This window comes from Escherichia sp. Lx600-2 (assembly GCF_036662595.1).
Classification (GTDB): domain Bacteria; phylum Pseudomonadota; class Gammaproteobacteria; order Enterobacterales; family Enterobacteriaceae; genus Escherichia; species Escherichia coli.
In genome coordinates, this window is the sequence record NZ_JAYQWM010000044.1 from 1 (window position 1) to 17063 (window position 17063).

Annotated in this window: 19 protein-coding genes and 1 pseudogene; 7 read left to right on the forward strand and 13 right to left on the reverse strand. The window is 47.5% G+C overall.

Translation table 11 applies throughout. The annotated features are described in order from the left end of the window. Nucleotides 1-829: pseudogene (ydfJ, locus tag OQV04_RS15670) on the forward strand (MHS family MFS transporter YdfJ); the annotation flags it as partial. A gap of 88 nt (nt 830-917) precedes the next feature. Further along, entirely contained in the window at nt 918-2378 is a 1461-nt protein-coding gene (locus OQV04_RS15675; RefSeq protein WP_101969405.1) for a mannitol dehydrogenase family protein, read from the forward strand. Between the two features lie 35 nt (nt 2379-2413). Here OQV04_RS15675 and ydfZ read toward each other — a convergent pair whose 3' ends face one another. From ydfZ to ydfG, 3 genes are all read right to left on the reverse strand, one after another. Beyond that, nucleotides 2414-2617 (reverse strand): putative selenium delivery protein YdfZ, encoded by a 204-nt coding sequence (gene ydfZ / locus OQV04_RS15680; RefSeq protein ID WP_000214712.1) that lies wholly within the window; start codon nt 2615-2617, stop codon nt 2414-2416. 176 nt (nt 2618-2793) lie between these two features. Continuing rightward, a complete protein-coding gene (gene rspR, locus OQV04_RS15685) occupies nt 2794-3480 on the reverse strand; it encodes a DNA-binding transcriptional regulator rspR (protein ID WP_000215549.1) in 687 nt (228 codons plus the stop codon). Between the two features lie 88 nt (nt 3481-3568). Beyond that, the gene (ydfG, locus tag OQV04_RS15690; protein ID WP_001296081.1) at nt 3569-4315 is read right to left on the reverse strand and encodes a bifunctional NADP-dependent 3-hydroxy acid dehydrogenase/3-hydroxypropionate dehydrogenase YdfG; all 747 of its coding nucleotides are present in this window, start codon (nt 4313-4315) and stop codon (nt 3569-3571) included. A gap of 136 nt (nt 4316-4451) precedes the next feature. On the opposite strand from ydfG, the gene dcp reads away from it, so the two are divergent. Then, nucleotides 4452-6497: a peptidyl-dipeptidase Dcp gene (dcp, locus tag OQV04_RS15695; protein ID WP_032280888.1), complete on the forward strand. Its 2046-nt coding sequence runs from the start codon at nt 4452-4454 to the stop codon at nt 6495-6497. A gap of 44 nt (nt 6498-6541) precedes the next feature. Here dcp and OQV04_RS15700 read toward each other — a convergent pair whose 3' ends face one another. Then, nucleotides 6542-7060 carry a 2-oxo-tetronate isomerase gene (locus OQV04_RS15700; RefSeq protein WP_001625264.1) on the reverse strand — a complete coding sequence of 173 codons (519 nt, stop codon included), beginning with the start codon at nt 7058-7060 and terminating at the stop codon, nt 6542-6544. 275 nt (nt 7061-7335) lie between these two features. On the opposite strand from OQV04_RS15700, the gene ydeI reads away from it, so the two are divergent. Together ydeI and dgcZ are read left to right on the forward strand one after the other, a co-directional pair. Further along, nucleotides 7336-7728 carry a YdeI family stress tolerance OB fold protein gene (gene ydeI, locus OQV04_RS15705; protein WP_000671733.1) on the forward strand — a complete coding sequence of 131 codons (393 nt, stop codon included), beginning with the start codon at nt 7336-7338 and terminating at the stop codon, nt 7726-7728. 254 nt (nt 7729-7982) lie between these two features. Next, nucleotides 7983-8873 (forward strand): diguanylate cyclase DgcZ, encoded by an 891-nt coding sequence (dgcZ, locus tag OQV04_RS15710; protein WP_032280887.1) that lies wholly within the window; start codon nt 7983-7985, stop codon nt 8871-8873. Between the two features lie 114 nt (nt 8874-8987). Here the strand turns inward: dgcZ and mgtT are convergent, their stop codons facing one another. The 3 genes from mgtT to ydeE form a co-directional block, all read right to left on the reverse strand. Continuing rightward, nucleotides 8988-9092 (reverse strand): protein MgtT, encoded by a 105-nt coding sequence (gene mgtT / locus OQV04_RS15715; protein WP_211180496.1) that lies wholly within the window; start codon nt 9090-9092, stop codon nt 8988-8990. Beyond that, nucleotides 9092-9187, reverse strand: a complete 96-nt coding sequence (gene mgtS / locus OQV04_RS15720; RefSeq protein ID WP_000901367.1) for a protein MgtS — start codon at nt 9185-9187, stop codon at nt 9092-9094. The genes mgtT and mgtS overlap by 1 nt, the downstream gene beginning before the upstream one ends. Nucleotides 9188-9313: 126 nt before the next feature. Then, nucleotides 9314-10525, reverse strand: a complete 1212-nt coding sequence (gene ydeE, locus OQV04_RS15725; RefSeq protein ID WP_032280886.1) for an efflux MFS transporter YdeE — start codon at nt 10523-10525, stop codon at nt 9314-9316. Between the two features lie 194 nt (nt 10526-10719). Here ydeE and eamA point away from each other — a divergent pair, with 194 nt between their 5' ends. Beyond that, complete coding sequence (gene eamA / locus OQV04_RS15730) at nt 10720-11619, forward strand: O-acetylserine/cysteine exporter (RefSeq protein ID WP_000087208.1); 900 nt, start codon at nt 10720-10722, stop codon at nt 11617-11619. Nucleotides 11620-11649: 30 nt separating this feature from the next. Here eamA and marB read toward each other — a convergent pair whose 3' ends face one another. Genes marB through marR form a run of 3 tightly spaced genes read right to left on the reverse strand, consistent with a single transcriptional unit; the run spans nt 11650 to nt 12738 of the window. Next, a complete protein-coding gene (gene marB / locus OQV04_RS15735; RefSeq protein WP_032280885.1) occupies nt 11650-11868 on the reverse strand; it encodes a multiple antibiotic resistance protein MarB in 219 nt (72 codons plus the stop codon). A gap of 31 nt (nt 11869-11899) precedes the next feature. Then, the gene (marA, locus tag OQV04_RS15740; RefSeq protein ID WP_000091199.1) at nt 11900-12283 is read right to left on the reverse strand and encodes an MDR efflux pump AcrAB transcriptional activator MarA; all 384 of its coding nucleotides are present in this window, start codon (nt 12281-12283) and stop codon (nt 11900-11902) included. A gap of 20 nt (nt 12284-12303) precedes the next feature. Continuing rightward, nucleotides 12304-12738: a multiple antibiotic resistance transcriptional regulator MarR gene (marR, locus tag OQV04_RS15745; RefSeq protein WP_000843419.1), complete on the reverse strand. Its 435-nt coding sequence runs from the start codon at nt 12736-12738 to the stop codon at nt 12304-12306. Nucleotides 12739-12949: 211 nt separating this feature from the next. Here marR and marC point away from each other — a divergent pair, with 211 nt between their 5' ends. Then, nucleotides 12950-13615: an NAAT family transporter MarC gene (marC, locus tag OQV04_RS15750; RefSeq protein ID WP_000885033.1), complete on the forward strand. Its 666-nt coding sequence runs from the start codon at nt 12950-12952 to the stop codon at nt 13613-13615. A 24-nt stretch (nt 13616-13639) separates the two neighbouring features. Here marC and ydeA read toward each other — a convergent pair whose 3' ends face one another. From ydeA to ptrR, 3 genes are all read right to left on the reverse strand, one after another. Beyond that, entirely contained in the window at nt 13640-14830 is a 1191-nt protein-coding gene (gene ydeA, locus OQV04_RS15755; protein ID WP_000210809.1) for an L-arabinose MFS transporter, read from the reverse strand. A 150-nt stretch (nt 14831-14980) separates the two neighbouring features. Beyond that, nucleotides 14981-16096: a putative protein YneK gene (gene yneK / locus OQV04_RS15760; RefSeq protein WP_274446678.1), complete on the reverse strand. Its 1116-nt coding sequence runs from the start codon at nt 16094-16096 to the stop codon at nt 14981-14983. 77 nt (nt 16097-16173) lie between these two features. After that, nucleotides 16174-17055: a putrescine utilization regulator PtrR gene (ptrR, locus tag OQV04_RS15765; RefSeq protein ID WP_000366472.1), complete on the reverse strand. Its 882-nt coding sequence runs from the start codon at nt 17053-17055 to the stop codon at nt 16174-16176. Between the last annotated feature and the right edge of the window lie 8 nt (nt 17056-17063).

Here is a 17063-nt window from a genome sequence, read left to right on the forward strand (position 1 = left end):
GCTCATGATGTCCCTCTGGGATGCGCTCCGGATGAATATGATGATCTCATATCAGGAACTTGTTCGCACCTTCCCTATCTGGTTACGTATGAATCTGAAAGAAAGCCCGGTCTTTGAGAAGGTTAATGACAGCAACCAACCGACAGCAAAACCTGCACCTGCTGGTAGCATGTTCCAGAGCAAATCCTTCTGGCTGGCAACAGGGCTGCGTTTTGGTCAGGCGGGTAACTCCGGGTTAATTCAGACTTTCCTTGCAGGCTATTTAGTGCAGACGTTATTGTTTAACAAAGCAATTCCAACAGATGCATTGATGATTAGTTCGATTCTCGGCTTTATGACCATTCCGTTCCTTGGTTGGTTATCCGATAAAATTGGTCGCCGGATCCCGTATATTATTATGAATACCTCCGCGATTGTGCTGGCATGGCCAATGCTTTCTATCATCGTAGATAAAAGCTATGCCCCGAGCACGATTATGGTTGCACTGATTGTGATTCATAACTGTGCGGTGCTGGGATTATTTGCTCTGGAAAACATTACCATGGCAGAAATGTTCGGTTGTAAAAACCGCTTTACCCGGATGGCTATTTCAAAAGAAATTGGTGGTCTTATCGCTTCCGGTTTTGGTCCTATCCTGGCAGGTATTTTCTGCACCATGACGGAATCCTGGTATCCAATCGCCATTATGATCATGGCATATTCAGTGATTGGTTTAATCTCTGCGCTGAAAATGCCAGAAGTGAAAGACCGTGATTTAAGTGCACTGGAAGACGCTGCGGAAGATCAACCGCGTGTTGTAAGAGCTGCGCAACCTTCCAGAAGTCTGTAAATCCTCAATCCCTTCTCTTACCGGAGAGGGGATTTTTCTTCATATAACAAAACATGTAGCTTGCCATATTTATATTTAAGGAATTGTTATGGGAAATAATTTGTTATCAGCAAAAGCGACACTCCCTGTTTATGATCGTAATAACCTGGCCCCAAGAATTGTTCATTTAGGCTTTGGTGCATTTCACCGTGCGCATCAGGGCGTGTATGCCGATATTCTTGCTACAGAACATTTCAGTGACTGGGGATATTATGAGGTCAACTTAATCGGTGGCGAACAGCAAATTGCCGATTTACAACAGCAAGATAATCTTTATACCGTTGCGGAAATGTCGGCCGATGCGTGGACGGCTCGCGTCGTTGGCGTCGTTAAAAAAGCCTTGCACGTACAGATAGATGGCTTAGAAACCGTGTTGGCTGCGATGTGTGAACCACAAATCGCGATTGTCTCTCTGACAATCACCGAAAAAGGGTATTTCCACTCTCCGGCGACCGGACAGTTAATGCTCGATCACCCGATGGTCGCTGCCGACGTGCAAAATCCCCACCAGCCGAAAACAGCAACAGGGGTGATTGTTGAGGCGCTGGCCCGCCGTAAAGCGGCAGGACTTCCCGCATTTACCGTCATGTCATGTGACAACATGCCAGAAAACGGTCATGTTATGCGTGACGTTGTCACTTCCTACGCGCAAGCCGTTGATGTAAAACTGGCACAATGGATCGAAGATAACGTGACTTTCCCATCAACAATGGTGGACCGTATTGTGCCCGCAGTGGCAGAGGATACGCTGGCGAAAATCGAACAGCTTACCGGTGTGCGCGATCCTGCTGGCGTTGCCTGTGAACCTTTCCGCCAGTGGGTAATCGAAGATAATTTTGTTGCCGGACGTCCGGAATGGGAAAAAGCGGGAGCCGAACTGGTTAGCGATGTACTGCCTTATGAAGAGATGAAGTTGCGCATGCTCAACGGCAGTCATTCATTCCTGGCGTATTTGGGTTATCTTGCCGGATATCAGCACATTAATGACTGTATGGAAGATGAACATTATCGTTATGCGGCGTATGGCTTGATGTTGCAGGAACAAGCGCCGACGCTGAAAGTGCAGGGCGTTGATTTGCAAGATTACGCTAACCGATTAATTGCACGCTATAGCAACCCGGCGTTACGTCATCGAACCTGGCAGATTGCGATGGATGGCAGCCAGAAATTGCCACAGCGGATGTTGGATTCTGTTCGCTGGCATCTGGCGCATGACAGCAAGTTCGATCTGCTGGCGCTGGGCGTCGCGGGTTGGATGCGTTATGTCGGTGGTGTTGATGAACAGGGAAATCCGATAGAAATCAGTGACCCACTGTTACCTGTTATTCAGAAGGCTGTACAAAGTAGTGCCGAAGGGAAAGCGCGCGTCCAGTCATTGCTGGCGATTAAGGCAATCTTTGGTGATGATTTGCCAGACAATTGCTTGTTTACTGCAAAAGTGACGGAAGCGTACTTGTCTTTATTAGCGCATGGCGCGAAAGCGACCGTGGCAAAATATTCCGTGAAGTAAAAAAAGCAATGCCGCCATCGGCGGCATTCACACGCTTAGTTCATGCCGAGACGAATCAGGTCCAGTGGTGCCAGTTTCTCTTCACAACCTTCAACAACTACGGTTTTTCCGCGGCGGATTTGCTCAGCGGTCAGACCTTCAGTATCAATCGACAGGATCTTGCCAGTGTGACCGGTGCCGCTAACCATAACACGGCTGCCAGTGGTGATTGCGTTACGGTTACGATCGTAGGTCGTCATAGGTGTTTTCTCCTTTCTGATTTACAGTCGAAGCCCACGTAACGGGCGCAATATAAATACTCCTGTCGAGTGAAATATTTTTTGTTTTTGATCAAGCTCACATCTTTTTTGATGCATGCATGAGCCATAAGGCGGGGGAAAAGACTCTCACCCCGGATGGGATGAGAGGAAATGAATTACTCTTCGCTAAACCAGTCGCTATTTTCCTGGCGGATCTGGCGCACGGATTCGCTGATTTCCTGCAAATGTTGCGTCATTGCACGTTCTACCGCATCGCCATCACGTTTTTGCAGGGCAGAGAAAATATCAAGATGCTGGCGTAACAGCATTTCTGGTGGAGAAACGTGGTCGAAACTCATATAGCGCACGCGATCAACGGTCGCTTTCAGGTTCTCAATGGTATCCCACGCCAGTTGACAGTCGGCAATCTGCGTCAGGAGTTGATGGAAGTTGTCATCAAGTTCAAAAAAATCATCCAGTTGCTTGCGCTCAATGGCAATGCGTTGCTGGTGAAGATTTTGTTCCAGTTGGTAGCACTGGCTTTCGGTAATCATGCTCGCCGCCCGACGCGCCACCGCGCACTCAATGGCCTGACGGATAAAACTGCCGTTGCGCACCTGGGCCATGGAAATTTTGTTGACGTAGCTGCCACGCTGTGGACGAATTTGAATCAGGCCGTTTTCCGCCAGTTTAATAAAGGCTTCACGAACCGGCTGGCGAGACACATTGAAACGAACAGAAACTTCTTTTTCCGACAACGGTGTGCCTGGGGCAATCAGGCAATGGACAATGTCGCGACGAAGGATACGATAAATCTGCTGATTGACAGGCTGTGTGGGATTAAGTTGCGTTTCGACGGTCATTCGTTCTTGCTTGTGAGTGAGTTAACTGCATGAGTCTACCACTTTTTTATGACAAGCAATAACCCGGCAGTTACGCCGGGTATAAAAATTACTGACGGTGGACATTCAGCCCGGCATAGCTTTGGGTAACCGGCATCATTTCCAGGGTATTGATATTGACGTGAGCAGGCAGCGTTGACACCCACCAGACGGCTTCGCTGACATCTTCTGGCGTTAATGCAACGGTATTTTGATAGGTTTTTTCCGCTTTACCGTCATCGCCTTTAAAGCGGACATTGGAAAACTCGGTGCCACCCACCAGACCCGGTTCGATGTCGGTGACGCGCACCGCCGTACCATGCAGGTCCGTACGCAGATTCAGGCTAAACTGACGAACAAAGGCTTTCGTCGCACCGTAAACGTTACCACCGGCATACGGCCAGCTGCCTGCCGTTGAGCCAATGTTAATAATATGACCATGATTACGTTCAACCATACCCGGTAAGACGGCGCGCGTCATATATACCAGGCCTTTGTTGTTGGTATCAATCATCGTTTCCCAGTCTTCAATGCTGGCTTTATGCGCAGGCTCCATGCCCAACGCCAGGCCGGCATTATTTACCAGGATATCAATATTGCTCCACTCGGCAGGGAGCGATGCCAGCATCTCTTCAATAGCGGCGCGGTTGCGAACGTCCAGTTGGGCGATGTACAGATTATCTCCCAGTTCGTCTTTTAACTCCTGCAACCGTTCCTGGCGACGGCCAGTGGCGATAACTTTATGCCCTTGTTGAATAAAACGACGAGTAATGCATTCACCAAAACCTGCCGTTGCTCCAGTTACTAAAACGATCATCTCACTGTTCCTCAACGCTTTTGTGTGTCAATAACATAGCACGTGATGCTTAAGAGCGGGTAATACTGGTTTGCAAGATTGCACTCCGTTATCAGTAAGCCTACGCTATGGAACACCTCGCGTTCAGGAGAAGAAAATGACAACAATGAATCCTTTCCTTGTGCAAAGCACACTGCCGTATCTGGCTCCTCATTTTGATCAAATTGCCAATCATCACTATCGCCCGGCATTCGATGAGGGAATACAGCAAAAGCGGGCAGAAATTGCTGCCATCGCGCTTAACCCGCAAACACCTGATTTCAACAATACTATTCTGGCACTGGAACAAAGTGGAGAATTACTTACCCGCGTTACCAGCGTCTTTTTTGCGATGACTGCGGCGCATACCAATGATGAATTACAGCGTCTTGACGAGCAGTTTTCCGCTGAACTGGCGGAACTGGCTAATGATATCTATCTGAATGGTGAATTATTCGCGCGGGTAGATGCTGTCTGGCAACGCCGTGAATCTCTGGGGCTTGATAGTGAATCCATCCGCCTGGTGGAGGAGATTCATCAACGTTTTGTCCTTGCCGGAGCCAAGCTTGCGCATGCTGATAAAGCAAAATTAAAAGTACTGAATACAGAAGCTGCGACCCTGACCAGCCAGTTTAACCAGCGATTACTGGCAGCAAATAAATCCGGCGGTCTGGTTGTGAACGATATCGCGCAGCTGGCAGGAATGAGTGAGCAAGAGATTGCGCTGGCGGCAGAGGCGGCTCGCGAGAAAGGTCTGGATAACAAATGGCTGATTCCGCTGCTGAATACCACCCAACAACCGGCGCTTGCCGAAATGCGCGATCGTGCGACGCGTGAAAAACTGTTTATTGCGGGCTGGACGCGAGCGGAAAAAAATGATGCCAATGATACCCGCGCTATCATTCAACGTCTGGTGGAGATCCGTGCACAACAGGCAACATTACTTGGTTTTCCTCATTATGCCGCATGGAAAATCGCCGATCAGATGGCAAAAACACCTGAAGCAGCACTCAACTTTATGCGGGAAATTGTTCCAGCGGCGCGTCAACGTGCGAGCGATGAATTAGCCTCCATACAGGCGGTTATTGATAAGCAGCAGGGCGGGTTTAGCGCGCAGCCGTGGGACTGGGCATTTTATGCCGAACAGGTCCGGCGAGAGAAATTTGATCTTGATGAGGCGCAGCTCAAGCCATATTTTGAATTAAACACGGTGTTGAATGAAGGTGTATTCTGGACCGCGAATCAGCTCTTCGGTATTAAGTTTGTCGAACGTTTTGATATTCCTGTCTACCATCCTGACGTTCGGGTGTGGGAAATTTTTGATCATAATGGCGTGGGGCTGGCGTTATTTTACGGTGATTTCTTCGCCCGTGATTCAAAAAGCGGCGGTGCATGGATGGGCAATTTTGTTGAGCAATCAACGCTTAATGAAACGCATCCGGTAATTTATAACGTCTGCAATTATCAGAAACCCGCTGCCGGTGAGCCTGCGTTGTTACTCTGGGATGATGTCATAACCTTATTCCATGAATTTGGTCATACGCTGCACGGCCTTTTTGCCCGCCAGCGTTTTGCCACGCTTTCCGGTACCAACACGCCGCGTGATTTTGTCGAATTTCCGTCGCAAATCAACGAACACTGGGCAACGCATCCGCAGGTATTCGCTCGCTACGCCCGGCATTATCAGAGCGGGGCAGCAATGCCTGACGAACTGCAACAGAAAATGCGTAATGCCAGCCTGTTCAACAAAGGGTATGAGATGAGCGAACTGCTTAGCGCCGCACTTCTCGATATGCGCTGGCATTGCCTGGAAGAAAACGAAGCAATGCAGGATGTCGATGATTTTGAATTGCGGGCGCTGGTGGCAGAAAATATGGATCTTCCTGCTATACCGCCACGCTATCGCAGCAGTTATTTTGCCCATATTTTTGGTGGCGGATATGCCGCAGGTTATTACGCTTATCTGTGGACGCAAATGTTGGCCGATGATGGTTACCAGTGGTTTGTTGAGCAGGGCGGATTAACGCGTGAAAATGGGCTGCGTTTTCGCGAGGCGATCCTTTCCAGAGGTAACAGCGAAGATCTGGAACGCCTGTATCGACAATGGCGCGGTAAGGCTCCTCAGATTATGCCGATGCTGCAACATCGTGGCTTGAACATATAAACACCACCAATGGCTGTCCTGGAGATATCGCCAGGCCAGCCTGGTTATAGCAGTAACTGCAGCAGCTGGGCGAGGGCAAACCTCACCGCTAAAGCTAATACCGTTTCGCAGTCGCCAGCAAAATGCATAACCGCAGTGTAGTTCTGGCCTTTAATATGCCACGCGAACCAGACGGTACCCGCTGGCGTACCATCTTCACCGCCCTCCGGTCCGCCGTAGCCGGTAATGGCAATACTGACATCAGCATCCGCACGCTCTATGGCACCGGTTGCCATTTCTGCTGCCACTTTCTCACTCACCGCAGAATATCGTTCAAGAGATTGCTGGCTTACGCTGAGGATTTTCATCTTTGCCTGATCGGTGAAAGTAACAAAGCCTGCACCGTAAAATTTGGGTGTATCTTCAGCTGCACACAGGGCGCTAGCCAACTTACCGCCGGTGCATGATTCGGCGGTAGTTAAGCGTAATTGATCCGTGATAAGTCTTTGACTCAACGCGGATGTCAGGTTTTCAATAGTGTCGGTATCTGCAAGCTGTACAATTTTATCTTTATTAATGTTCACTGTTTTTTGTCCACGCTTTAATATGTAAAGGTGATTTGCTTTTTCTGTATGCTCGTCCAATATAATAATTTTCAAACATATAAATCCGATTATTCTGAAAATATGTTTAAGACTCTTCAATCTTCTTAACTTTAGTGAGTTAAATTCTCTGAATATTTGACAGCTAGTTGGCTGATTTTAAATGCCTTATAACAATTGGCAGCATTCTTATTTGGCAATTATAAAAATAGCAACCAGACTTAATAAGTCAAACCAAACGCAATTAAGGAGTTAGTATGAAATTTCAGGCCATTGTATTAGCAAGTTTTCTTGTCATGCCTTATGCGTTGGCAGATGACCAGGGCGGTTTAAAACAGGATGCAGCGCCACCGCCGCCTCATGCAATAGAAGATGGCTATCGCGGAACCGATGATGCAAAAAAAATGACCGTTGATTTCGCAAAAACCATGCACGATGGCGCTTCGGTTTCACTACGCGGTAATTTGATTTCTCACAAAGGAGATGACCGTTACGTTTTTCGCGATAAGAGCGGTGAAATTAATGTTGTTATTCCTGCGGCCGTTTTTGATGGTCGAGAAGTTCAGCCGGACCAGATGATCAACATTAGCGGCAGTCTGGATAAGAAAAGCGCGCCGGCCGTCGTTCGGGTCACTCATTTGCAGAAATAAAAATAAATTAGCCTGATGGCCTGAACTACCGGGCCATTTGGGTACTGGGTTATGCTATTTGTCATCCTTTCATTTGCGATAATGCAGAGGTAATTTACAGAATTAAACAATTTTTTATCCGCTGATTTTGTTTTAAATCACAATGTTATCTCAGAGATGAATCATAACTTCGGATTTCTATGAAAATATTGACGTAATTTTGCTTTTCTCTCGTTAGAATAGCGCGCACAAGGAACTGTGAAAAAGGAGTGGCAATGATCAAGAAGACAACGGAAATTGATGCCATCTTGTTAAATCTCAATAAGGCTATCGATGCCCACTACCAGTGGCTGGTGAGTATGTTTCACAGCGTGGTCGCGAGAGATGCCAGTAAGCCAGAAATAACGGATAACCATTCTTATGGACTGTGCCAGTTTGGTCGGTGGATTGATCATCTGGGGCCACTCGATAACGATGAATTACCTTACGTTCGGCTAATGGATTCTGCCCATCAACATATGCATAACTGTGGTCGGGAATTAATGCTGGCTATTGTTGAAAATCACTGGCAGGACGCGCATTTCGCCGCTTTTCAGGAAGGGTTACTTTCTTTTACTGCGGCATTAACCGATTACAAAATTTATTTACTGACGATCCGTAGCAATATGGATGTTTTGACGGGATTGCCGGGGCGCCGGGTTCTTGATGAATCCTTTGATCATCAGTTACGCAACGCTGAGCCTCTGAATCTTTATTTAATGTTGTTGGATATTGACCGATTTAAATTGGTTAATGATACCTACGGGCATTTAATCGGCGATGTAGTATTACGCACCCTGGCAACTTACTTAGCCAGTTGGACGCGTGATTACGAAACGGTTTATCGCTACGGGGGGGAAGAATTTATCATTATTGTTAAAGCGGCTAATGATGAAGAAGCATGTCGTGCAGGTGTCAGAATTTGCCAGTTAGTCGATAACCATGCCATCACACATTCCGAAGGGCATATCAACATTACCGTGACAGCAGGTGTCAGTCGCGCATTTCCTGAAGAGCCTCTGGATGTGGTCATTGGAAGAGCAGACCGGGCAATGTATGAGGGTAAGCAAACCGGAAGAAATCGCTGCATGTTTATTGACGAACAAAATGTGATTAACCGAGTTTAAGCTCCGTTTAACATTCATTGAGAAAACTGATGCTACTGTGTCAACGATCCGTTATCAGTGCAGGAAAATGCCTGTTAGCGTAAAAGCAAAACACAAATCTATCCATGCAAGCATTCACCGCCGGTTTACTGGCGGTTTTTTTTCGCCGTCATAAAAATCAGGCCCCTTGTACACAACTGTAACAAGGGGCCGGTTAGGTGAGGGATTATCTCCGTTCATTAGTCATCCCATTTGTGGCTGAAATACGCGGCCAGAAAACCAGAAAATAAAATTATTCCCAGTACTGCCATAAAAACATTCATATTACCCAGCATTATTTGCCTCCGTTTATGGTGTGGTGTGTTTCCTCGCTTACCTTAATTTTCATCTCAATGAGAAAGATATTAGCAGAGGTAACCTAAACGAAGGCTGAATTAAATTTTTATTGTGTTCGACTTAAATCAACAAAGCGCGGGCTGCCCCCACGGTTTTGCACGAATCCCTTTTAACATCAGCACCCACGCAGCAATGATCACCAACGCTAAGATGATAAACAGCGAGGAAGGCGGCAGGCTGGTTAGCACTACGCCGCTCACTAATGGGTTAATCGCGGCACCAAGCCAGCCTAAAGACTGGGCAGAAAAATAGCTGGCTTTCATTCCTGGCGGCGCAATATGGTCAATCAACATATACTCGCCCGGCGCATAAATGATTTCACCGACAGTAAATACCGCAGCTGACATACCCCACAATAGCAGGCTGTTGCCGGAAAAAATAAAACCGACCAGACCGATGACGAAACAGAGGGTGCCTGCTGTCATCAGCGCGCGGATGTTAGCCGGGTTAAGTCGGCGGCCCACGGAATATTGCAACGTAACCACCATGGCAGCATTCACCGGAAGAACAACCGCGACCACCTTTTCGGCAAAATCCCCATCAGCAATCACCATCACATATTGTGAAATGCATGAAGCAAATGCGCCGCTAACAAAAGAAGCTAGAAAGCCAGAGCAGGTAAACCACAACAGTGCTTTATCTTGTAATAAAACTTTCGGCGACCAGACACTGCCTGTTTCCGTGGCGATGATTTTCTCGCTGCGCTTTACCCAAATTTGAATGAAAAGCATGGGAAACGCGGAACAGATAGCTGCCAGCCAGAAGGGCAGATTGATGCTCTGCATCACCAACAGCGTGCCGAGCGGCGGACCGATGGTCCAGCCAATGTTGAGCATGGTGTAGTTGATTGAGAAGATTTTCGTTTTGCTGGTGGACGAAAGATTGTCGGCAAACCAGGCTTTCAGCACGGTAGCAAAAACGGAATAGGCGCAGTTAATAAGGGCAAAAAATAGCACCACCAGCGTCACGTTATTCACTACGTTATTCACTACGTTATTCACTAAAGGAATGGCAATAAAACCGCTGGCGAAGGCGGTAATTGCCAGTAACATATAGCGTTTCTTGTCGAACTTATCCGCCAGGATACCAAAACCGAGGCTAAAAACGACGCCAATAGTGAGCGCAATTGTCATCGCATAACCGATTAGATCGACACTCAGGCTGTACTGGCGACTCAAGTAAATGGTCATAAACGGCAGCGTAGCGCCGCGTCCGATGGTTAATAACAACGACGAGGCAAGAAGGGCGCTGGTAGAGCGTCGTAGGGATAAGTTCATTTGTCTGTCCGGCAGTGCGTTTCGTTATGTTTTGTTTTAGAGATGTAAAGAAATAGCATGGCAAAAATCCGAAGTATAGCGACTTATTTGCGCATTAATGCCGTCGTAACCGGCGACTAACGAATCAACTGTTAAAGAAAAGTAAATTCAGCTAAGTTGATTGCTTACAAAAGATGAAATTCAGAGGCGGTAGAATGTCGCGAAAAGATGGGGTGTTGGCGCTACTGGTAGTGGTCGTATGGGGGCTAAATTTTGTGGTCATCAAAGTGGGGCTTCATAACATGCCACCGCTGATGCTGGCCGGTTTGCGCTTTATGCTGGTCGCTTTTCCGGCCATCTTTTTTGTCGCACGACCGAAAGTACCACTGAATTTGCTGCTGGGGTATGGATTAACCATCAGTTTTGCACAGTTTGCCTTTCTCTTCTGCGCCATTAACTTTGGTATGCCTGCTGGACTGGCTTCGCTGGTGTTACAGGCTCAGGCGTTTTTTACTATCGTGCTCGGTGCTTTTACTTTTGGCGAACGGCTGCACGGTAAGCAACTGGCGGGGATTGCGTTAGCGATTTTTGGCGTACTGGTGTTAATCGAAGATAGTCTGAACGGTCAGCATGTGGCGATGCTCGGCTTTATGTTGACCCTGGCGGCAGCATTTAGTTGGGCGTGTGGCAACATCTTCAATAAAAAGATCATGTCTCATTCATCCCGTCCGGCGGTAATGTCTCTGGTCGTCTGGAGCGCATTAATCCCAATAATTCCGTTTTTTGTCGCCTCGCTCATTCTCGATGGCTCCGGAAAAATGATTCACAGTCTGGTCACTATCGACATGACCACCATTCTGGCGTTGATGTATCTGGCATTTGTAGCGACGATAGTTGGCTACGGGATTTGGGGTACGCTGCTTGGACGCTATGAAACATGGCGTGTCGCACCATTATCATTACTGGTGCCAGTAGTCGGTCTGGCAAGTGCAGCGTTACTGCTGGATGAACGCTTAACAGGTCTGCAATTCTTAGGGGCTGTGCTCATTATGGCCGGACTGTATATCAATGTATTTGGTTTGCAGTGGCGTAAAGCGGTGAAGGTAAGAGGTTAACAAGCCCCGATATGCCGGGGCCTGAATATACTACATGGCTTGTTGGTTATAATAGGGCACGCCCAGCGCATCCGATTTGTCACTGCCTGTACCCATGTGATTTAAATCGAACGGTGGTTGTTCCTGCGATGGGGGAACAACCACCACATCGCCACAGGAAGTAACGAGCGGTTGCTGGGTTTGTTCCGCAATGCCCTGCGCGGAAAAGAGAATAAGCGCAGCTGCTATTGCGGATAAAAGCGGTTTCATAATTGCCTCAGTGACGTTGTCACGTTTTCAACTAGCTGTTGTAATGGTTTAATGGATGTAAAAAGCGCGATTCGCCCTGCATATTGGTCATCCGGTATTTATGCGGCGGAACATCAAAGTAATTTTTGAAGGTTCGGGTCAGAGTTTGTTGCGACTCGAAGCCATATCGTTCTGCCAGATAGAGTATCGGCTCGTTACTTTCCTTCAGCTTTTGCGCGATTTCCGTCATCTTACGGCTGCGGATGTATTGGCCTAATGAATGACCGGTTTCTTTTTTAAACATCCGTTGCAGGTGCCATTTGGAGTAACCCGAACGCTCTGACACTTTCTCCAGTGACAGTGGCGATTCCAGGTTGTCCTCGATCCAGTCCAAAATGCTATGAATGGTAATAGCGTCAGTATTGCGTCTGGACATCGTCATACCTCATTTTTTGTTTACGGCAGGACTTTCTTAAGCAAATGCTCAAGTGTTGCCACTTCGTCCGCCGTCAGGTTTTTTGTTAATTCTTGATGCAGGTCCTGGCCAACTAATTGATGGCATTGTTCACATATTGCCGCGCCGCTGGTGGTAAGTTTTACCAGTACGCCGCGCTTATCATTCGGGTTCGGCAACCTTTCCACCCAGCCTTTACAGACCAGGCGATCCAGCATACGGGTCAGTGCTCCCAGGTCGACCGACAACACTTTTTTCAGTTCAACCGGAGTAATACACGCCGCGCAGCGGATAGAGCAGAGCACCTTAAACTGTGCCGCAGTAATATCCAGCGGAGACAGATACTCGTTAAGCAGACGATCTTTCTTCTGATTAACCATATGGATTAAGCGACCCAATGGAATAATTTCATTGAACAGATCGCTGGTACTTTTCACATTAGTTGCCCTGGCAAGTAATTAGTTGCAGATGATAATATTGCCCAGACAAGTATAAGTCAAATGAATGAATTGACCGATGCCACGTTTTGCTAAATCGGTTCAAGTTTTGGTCAATGCGATGCAAGGTTAGCTAAAGAGTGACACTTTATCCTTGTTTACCCCTTATACTTTTCGCTGATAACCCAGATACACAGGATAACAACCACCAATGTTAGATTTGTTTAAAGCAATTGGCCTGGGGCTGGTGGTGTTACTGCCGTTAGCTAACCCATTAACAACTGTCGCGTTATTTCTTGGCCTGGCAGGCAACATGAACAGTGCCGAACGTAATCGTCAGTCGTTGATGGCCTCGGTGTACGTATTTGCCATCATGATGGTGGCGTATTACGCCGGGCAACTGGTGATGGATACATTTGGCATTTCGATTCCCGGTCTGCGAATTGCAGGCGGCTTAATCGTCGCGTTTATCGGTTTTCGGATGCTCTTTCCGCAACAGAAAGCGATTGATTCACCGGAAGCGAAAAGCAAGTCGGAAGAGCTGGAAGATGAACCCAGCGCCAATATTGCTTTTGTACCACTGGCAATGCCAAGTACCGCCGGTCCGGGAACCATTGCGATGATTATTAGCTCGGCGTCCACAGTGCGTCAGAGTTCAACCTTCGCTGATTGGGTACTGATGGTTGCGCCGCCGCTGATCTTTTTCCTGGTGGCGGTTATTTTGTGGGGAAGTCTACGCAGCTCTGGCGCAATTATGCGGCTGGTGGGCAAGGGTGGCATTGAAGCGATCTCCCGCCTGATGGGGTTCCTGCTGGTATGTATGGGTGTGCAGTTTATTATTAACGGCATCCTGGAAATCATTAAAACGTACCATTAAAAAAGGCCCGAATGGGCCTTTCAACTATTGCGTCTGTTCTTCGAGTGTCACTGGCCAGCGGCGAAATATAATGATTGACCATATTAACGCGGCAAAAGCAGGCACCGCGCCCACATAACCAATCATCGACATTGACCAGTGCAGACTCACCTGATTACCTACCAACGCACCCGCCCCGATTCCAATATTAAATATCCCGGAGAATAGCGCCATCGCGACGTCGGTGGCATCTGGTGCCAGCGCCAGCACTTTAACCTGCATACCAAGCCCGATGATCATCATCGCGATCCCCCAGAAAATACTCAGCACCCCGAGGTGTATTTCACTGTTCGCCGCAGGTAGCAGCAGTGCCAGACACACCAGCAACAGCGCAATCGCCGTACTCACCAACGCAGACGCATACTGATTACCCAGTTTCCCGAAAATCACGCTGCCAATAATGCCCGCACCACCGAGTAATAACAGTAATGCCGTGGCAAAGTTGGCGCTGAATCCCGCAATGTTTTGCACAAAAGGCTCAATATAGCTGTATGCCGTGTAATGGGCGGTGACAACCACCACAGTTAACAAATAAATGCTCATCAATGCCGGGCGGCGGAACAATAGCGGGAGGCTTTTCAATGAACCGGAATGCTCACTGGGCAGTAAGGGAAGTAACTTAATCAGGCACAAAAGGGTAACAAGCGCCCCGATACCAATCGCGAAGAAGGTCATTCGCCAACCGAAATACTGCCCCACAATGCGCCCGAGAGGTAATCCTAATACCATTGCCAGTGCTGTACCTGTGGCAATTAAACTCAATGCCTGTGCTCGCTTCCCGGCCGGAGCCATACGGATCGCCAGGGACGCCGTAATCGACCAGAAAATCGCATGTGCAAAAGCCACACCAATGCGACTGATCACCAGAACGGTAAAGCTCCACGATAAAAACGACAGTACGTGGCTGGCAATAAACACCACAAACAGGCAGATCAGTAATTTGCGCCGTTCAACCTGGCTGGTCATTAGCATAAAAGGCAATGACATTAGCGCTACTACCCATGCGTAAATGGTCAACATAATGCCGACCTGAGCGGTTTGCATGTGAAAACTTTGCGCAATGTCAGAGAGTAGGCCAACAGGGACAAATTCGGTGGTGTTGAAGATGAAGGCGGCGACTGCCAGCGTAACGACCCGTAGCCACGCCACTTTGCGGGAAACAGTGTTTGTTGTCATAACAGATTATCGGGTGAGTTGCGAAAAAGTGATGAAATGATCTTAAAACGGTTAATGATGTGAATACAATGCATTTGTGATCTGGATCGCGTTTTCCGTTTCTCTGACGCTGATTCTTTCACGCGTCAGAGAGACGGTAAACATCACGGTTTAATGACGATCAGGAATGTCTGGCGTTTTGGAGGTTGCGGGTATAGGTGGTCTGACAGGGGAGCGAGGCCTGTTTTTCACCAGGTCTTCATGAGTAACTTTTGGCGGTGTTTTATTTTTTACAAAAAGTTTGAGGGTCTTGCGCGCCATATGTTTGATAATTTTATCATCACTTAATGATGCTGGCATCAACACGTTATTCAAATCACTTTCATTGGGATTCATAAATTGGTGATAGTGCAATAACATACTGGCGAAAAATAAAAACAAGTCCTGAAAATGAGGAGATTCTTGTTCTGCTAAAAGGGATAAAAAGCAGATGCAGACTTCGGGTAGTACATGTTTGTTAGAACCTAATGAATCCATCAGGCTTTGCAATAAATCCTCTTTTAATTCGCTGTCCGTTATGTCGAGAATGGCGGTGATCAAGTTAGGATCTTTATTGACGAACCATCTGTGAACCTCAGAGTTATTCCATAATCGGGGGAGTATAACAAAATTACCGCGAGAGATAAAATTCAGGACAAGCAAATCAAACTGGCGTAAGTAATCTGCAGCGGTATGGTGATCCGGAGGCAGGGGTTCAATATGTGGTGTATGCGCTCTTTTGATGGGAACGCCAGGGTTTATCATTGGAAATTGTTCAATAAAATCATTCAGAAACAGAAAGAGCACACGCTCGACGCCGGTCTGAAATACGCGCCCCATAGTGACAGGCTTTGGGTTGGGAGCGCAAAAAATATTAATTTCTCCATCATGGCGGAAATTATCTAAATAAATAGGACTTAAATTTATTACTACCTGAAATTCAATATTTTTTTTGTGTCTTCCATTCCTGGCGGGATAAGTGAGTTTAAACTGAACCTTTTCATTGTATAGCGTGTCGTTACCCCGAAAAGAAGTCCTCTGAATATATGATAAGTTGTCAAGGTTATTAAATATCTTTTTTGTGGCTGAGTTGATGTTTAAAGACGTGCGCCACTCTTCATTACATATTATTGTACTAAGTGCATCAATAAAATCCTTTAAAACTTCTTTTACCTGCGGTGCAATATTACGAACGGGAAAATCATCAGGAAGAGATATGTAATTGCTGATGCTTACTGGCGTAACCATATTTGCCCCATATAGTCATAAGTCATCGGAACATCACTATATAGAGCATATTAGCCGCAAGAACTATCAAAAATAGCTCATTGGTAACCCTGTTTTGTCGAGTCAGGCACATCCAGTAGTTGAATAAATGCCTCGAGCGGACGCGTTTTCGCACCACGACGCCAGACCAGCCAGGTTGTTAGCCAACGCCATTGCTCAGCTAACGGCCACGCTTCAACCTGGTGATGCCCCGGCATACTTTCCAGCATAGAGCGCGGAATAAGCGCAATACCTGCTCCTGCGACCACACAGGCCAACATTCCGTGATAAGACTCCATCTCATGGATAGTTCCCGGAGCGGCACCGTCAGCATGAAACCAGCTCTCGAAGTGGCGACGATACGAACAATTGGCGCGGAAGGCATAAATGTTACTGCCATTAACCTGACTGGCACGGATTACTGGCGCATGACCTTGTGGCGTGACGATCATCAGCTCCTCGCGGTATACCGGTATCCCGTCAATGGCAGTATGGTTAATGGGTCCATCAATAAACGCCGCATTAAGTTTTCCCTCCAGCACACCTTCCAGCATAGTGCCGGAAGGGCCGGTGGAAAGTGAAAACTGAATTTTGGGATAACGACGGTTGAATTCCGCCAGCGTGGCCGGAATGCGAACTGCTGCGGTGCTTTCCAGCGAACCCAGAGAAAATAAACCTTGCGGCTCATCGCCAGCGACAACGCTCCGCGCTTCATCCACTAACGCGAGAATTTGTTGGCTATAGCGTAAAAAGTTATGCCCGGCAGGAGATAGACGTAAACGCTGATTCTCGCGAATAAACAGATCTACCCCCAGTTCTGTTTCCAGCTGGCGTAGACGGGTAGTGAGATTCGACGGCACGCGATGCACTATTGCTGCAGCCTGCGTAATGCTGCCAGCTTCGGCAACCGCGTTGAACATCTCCAGTTGGGTCAGATCCATAATATTCT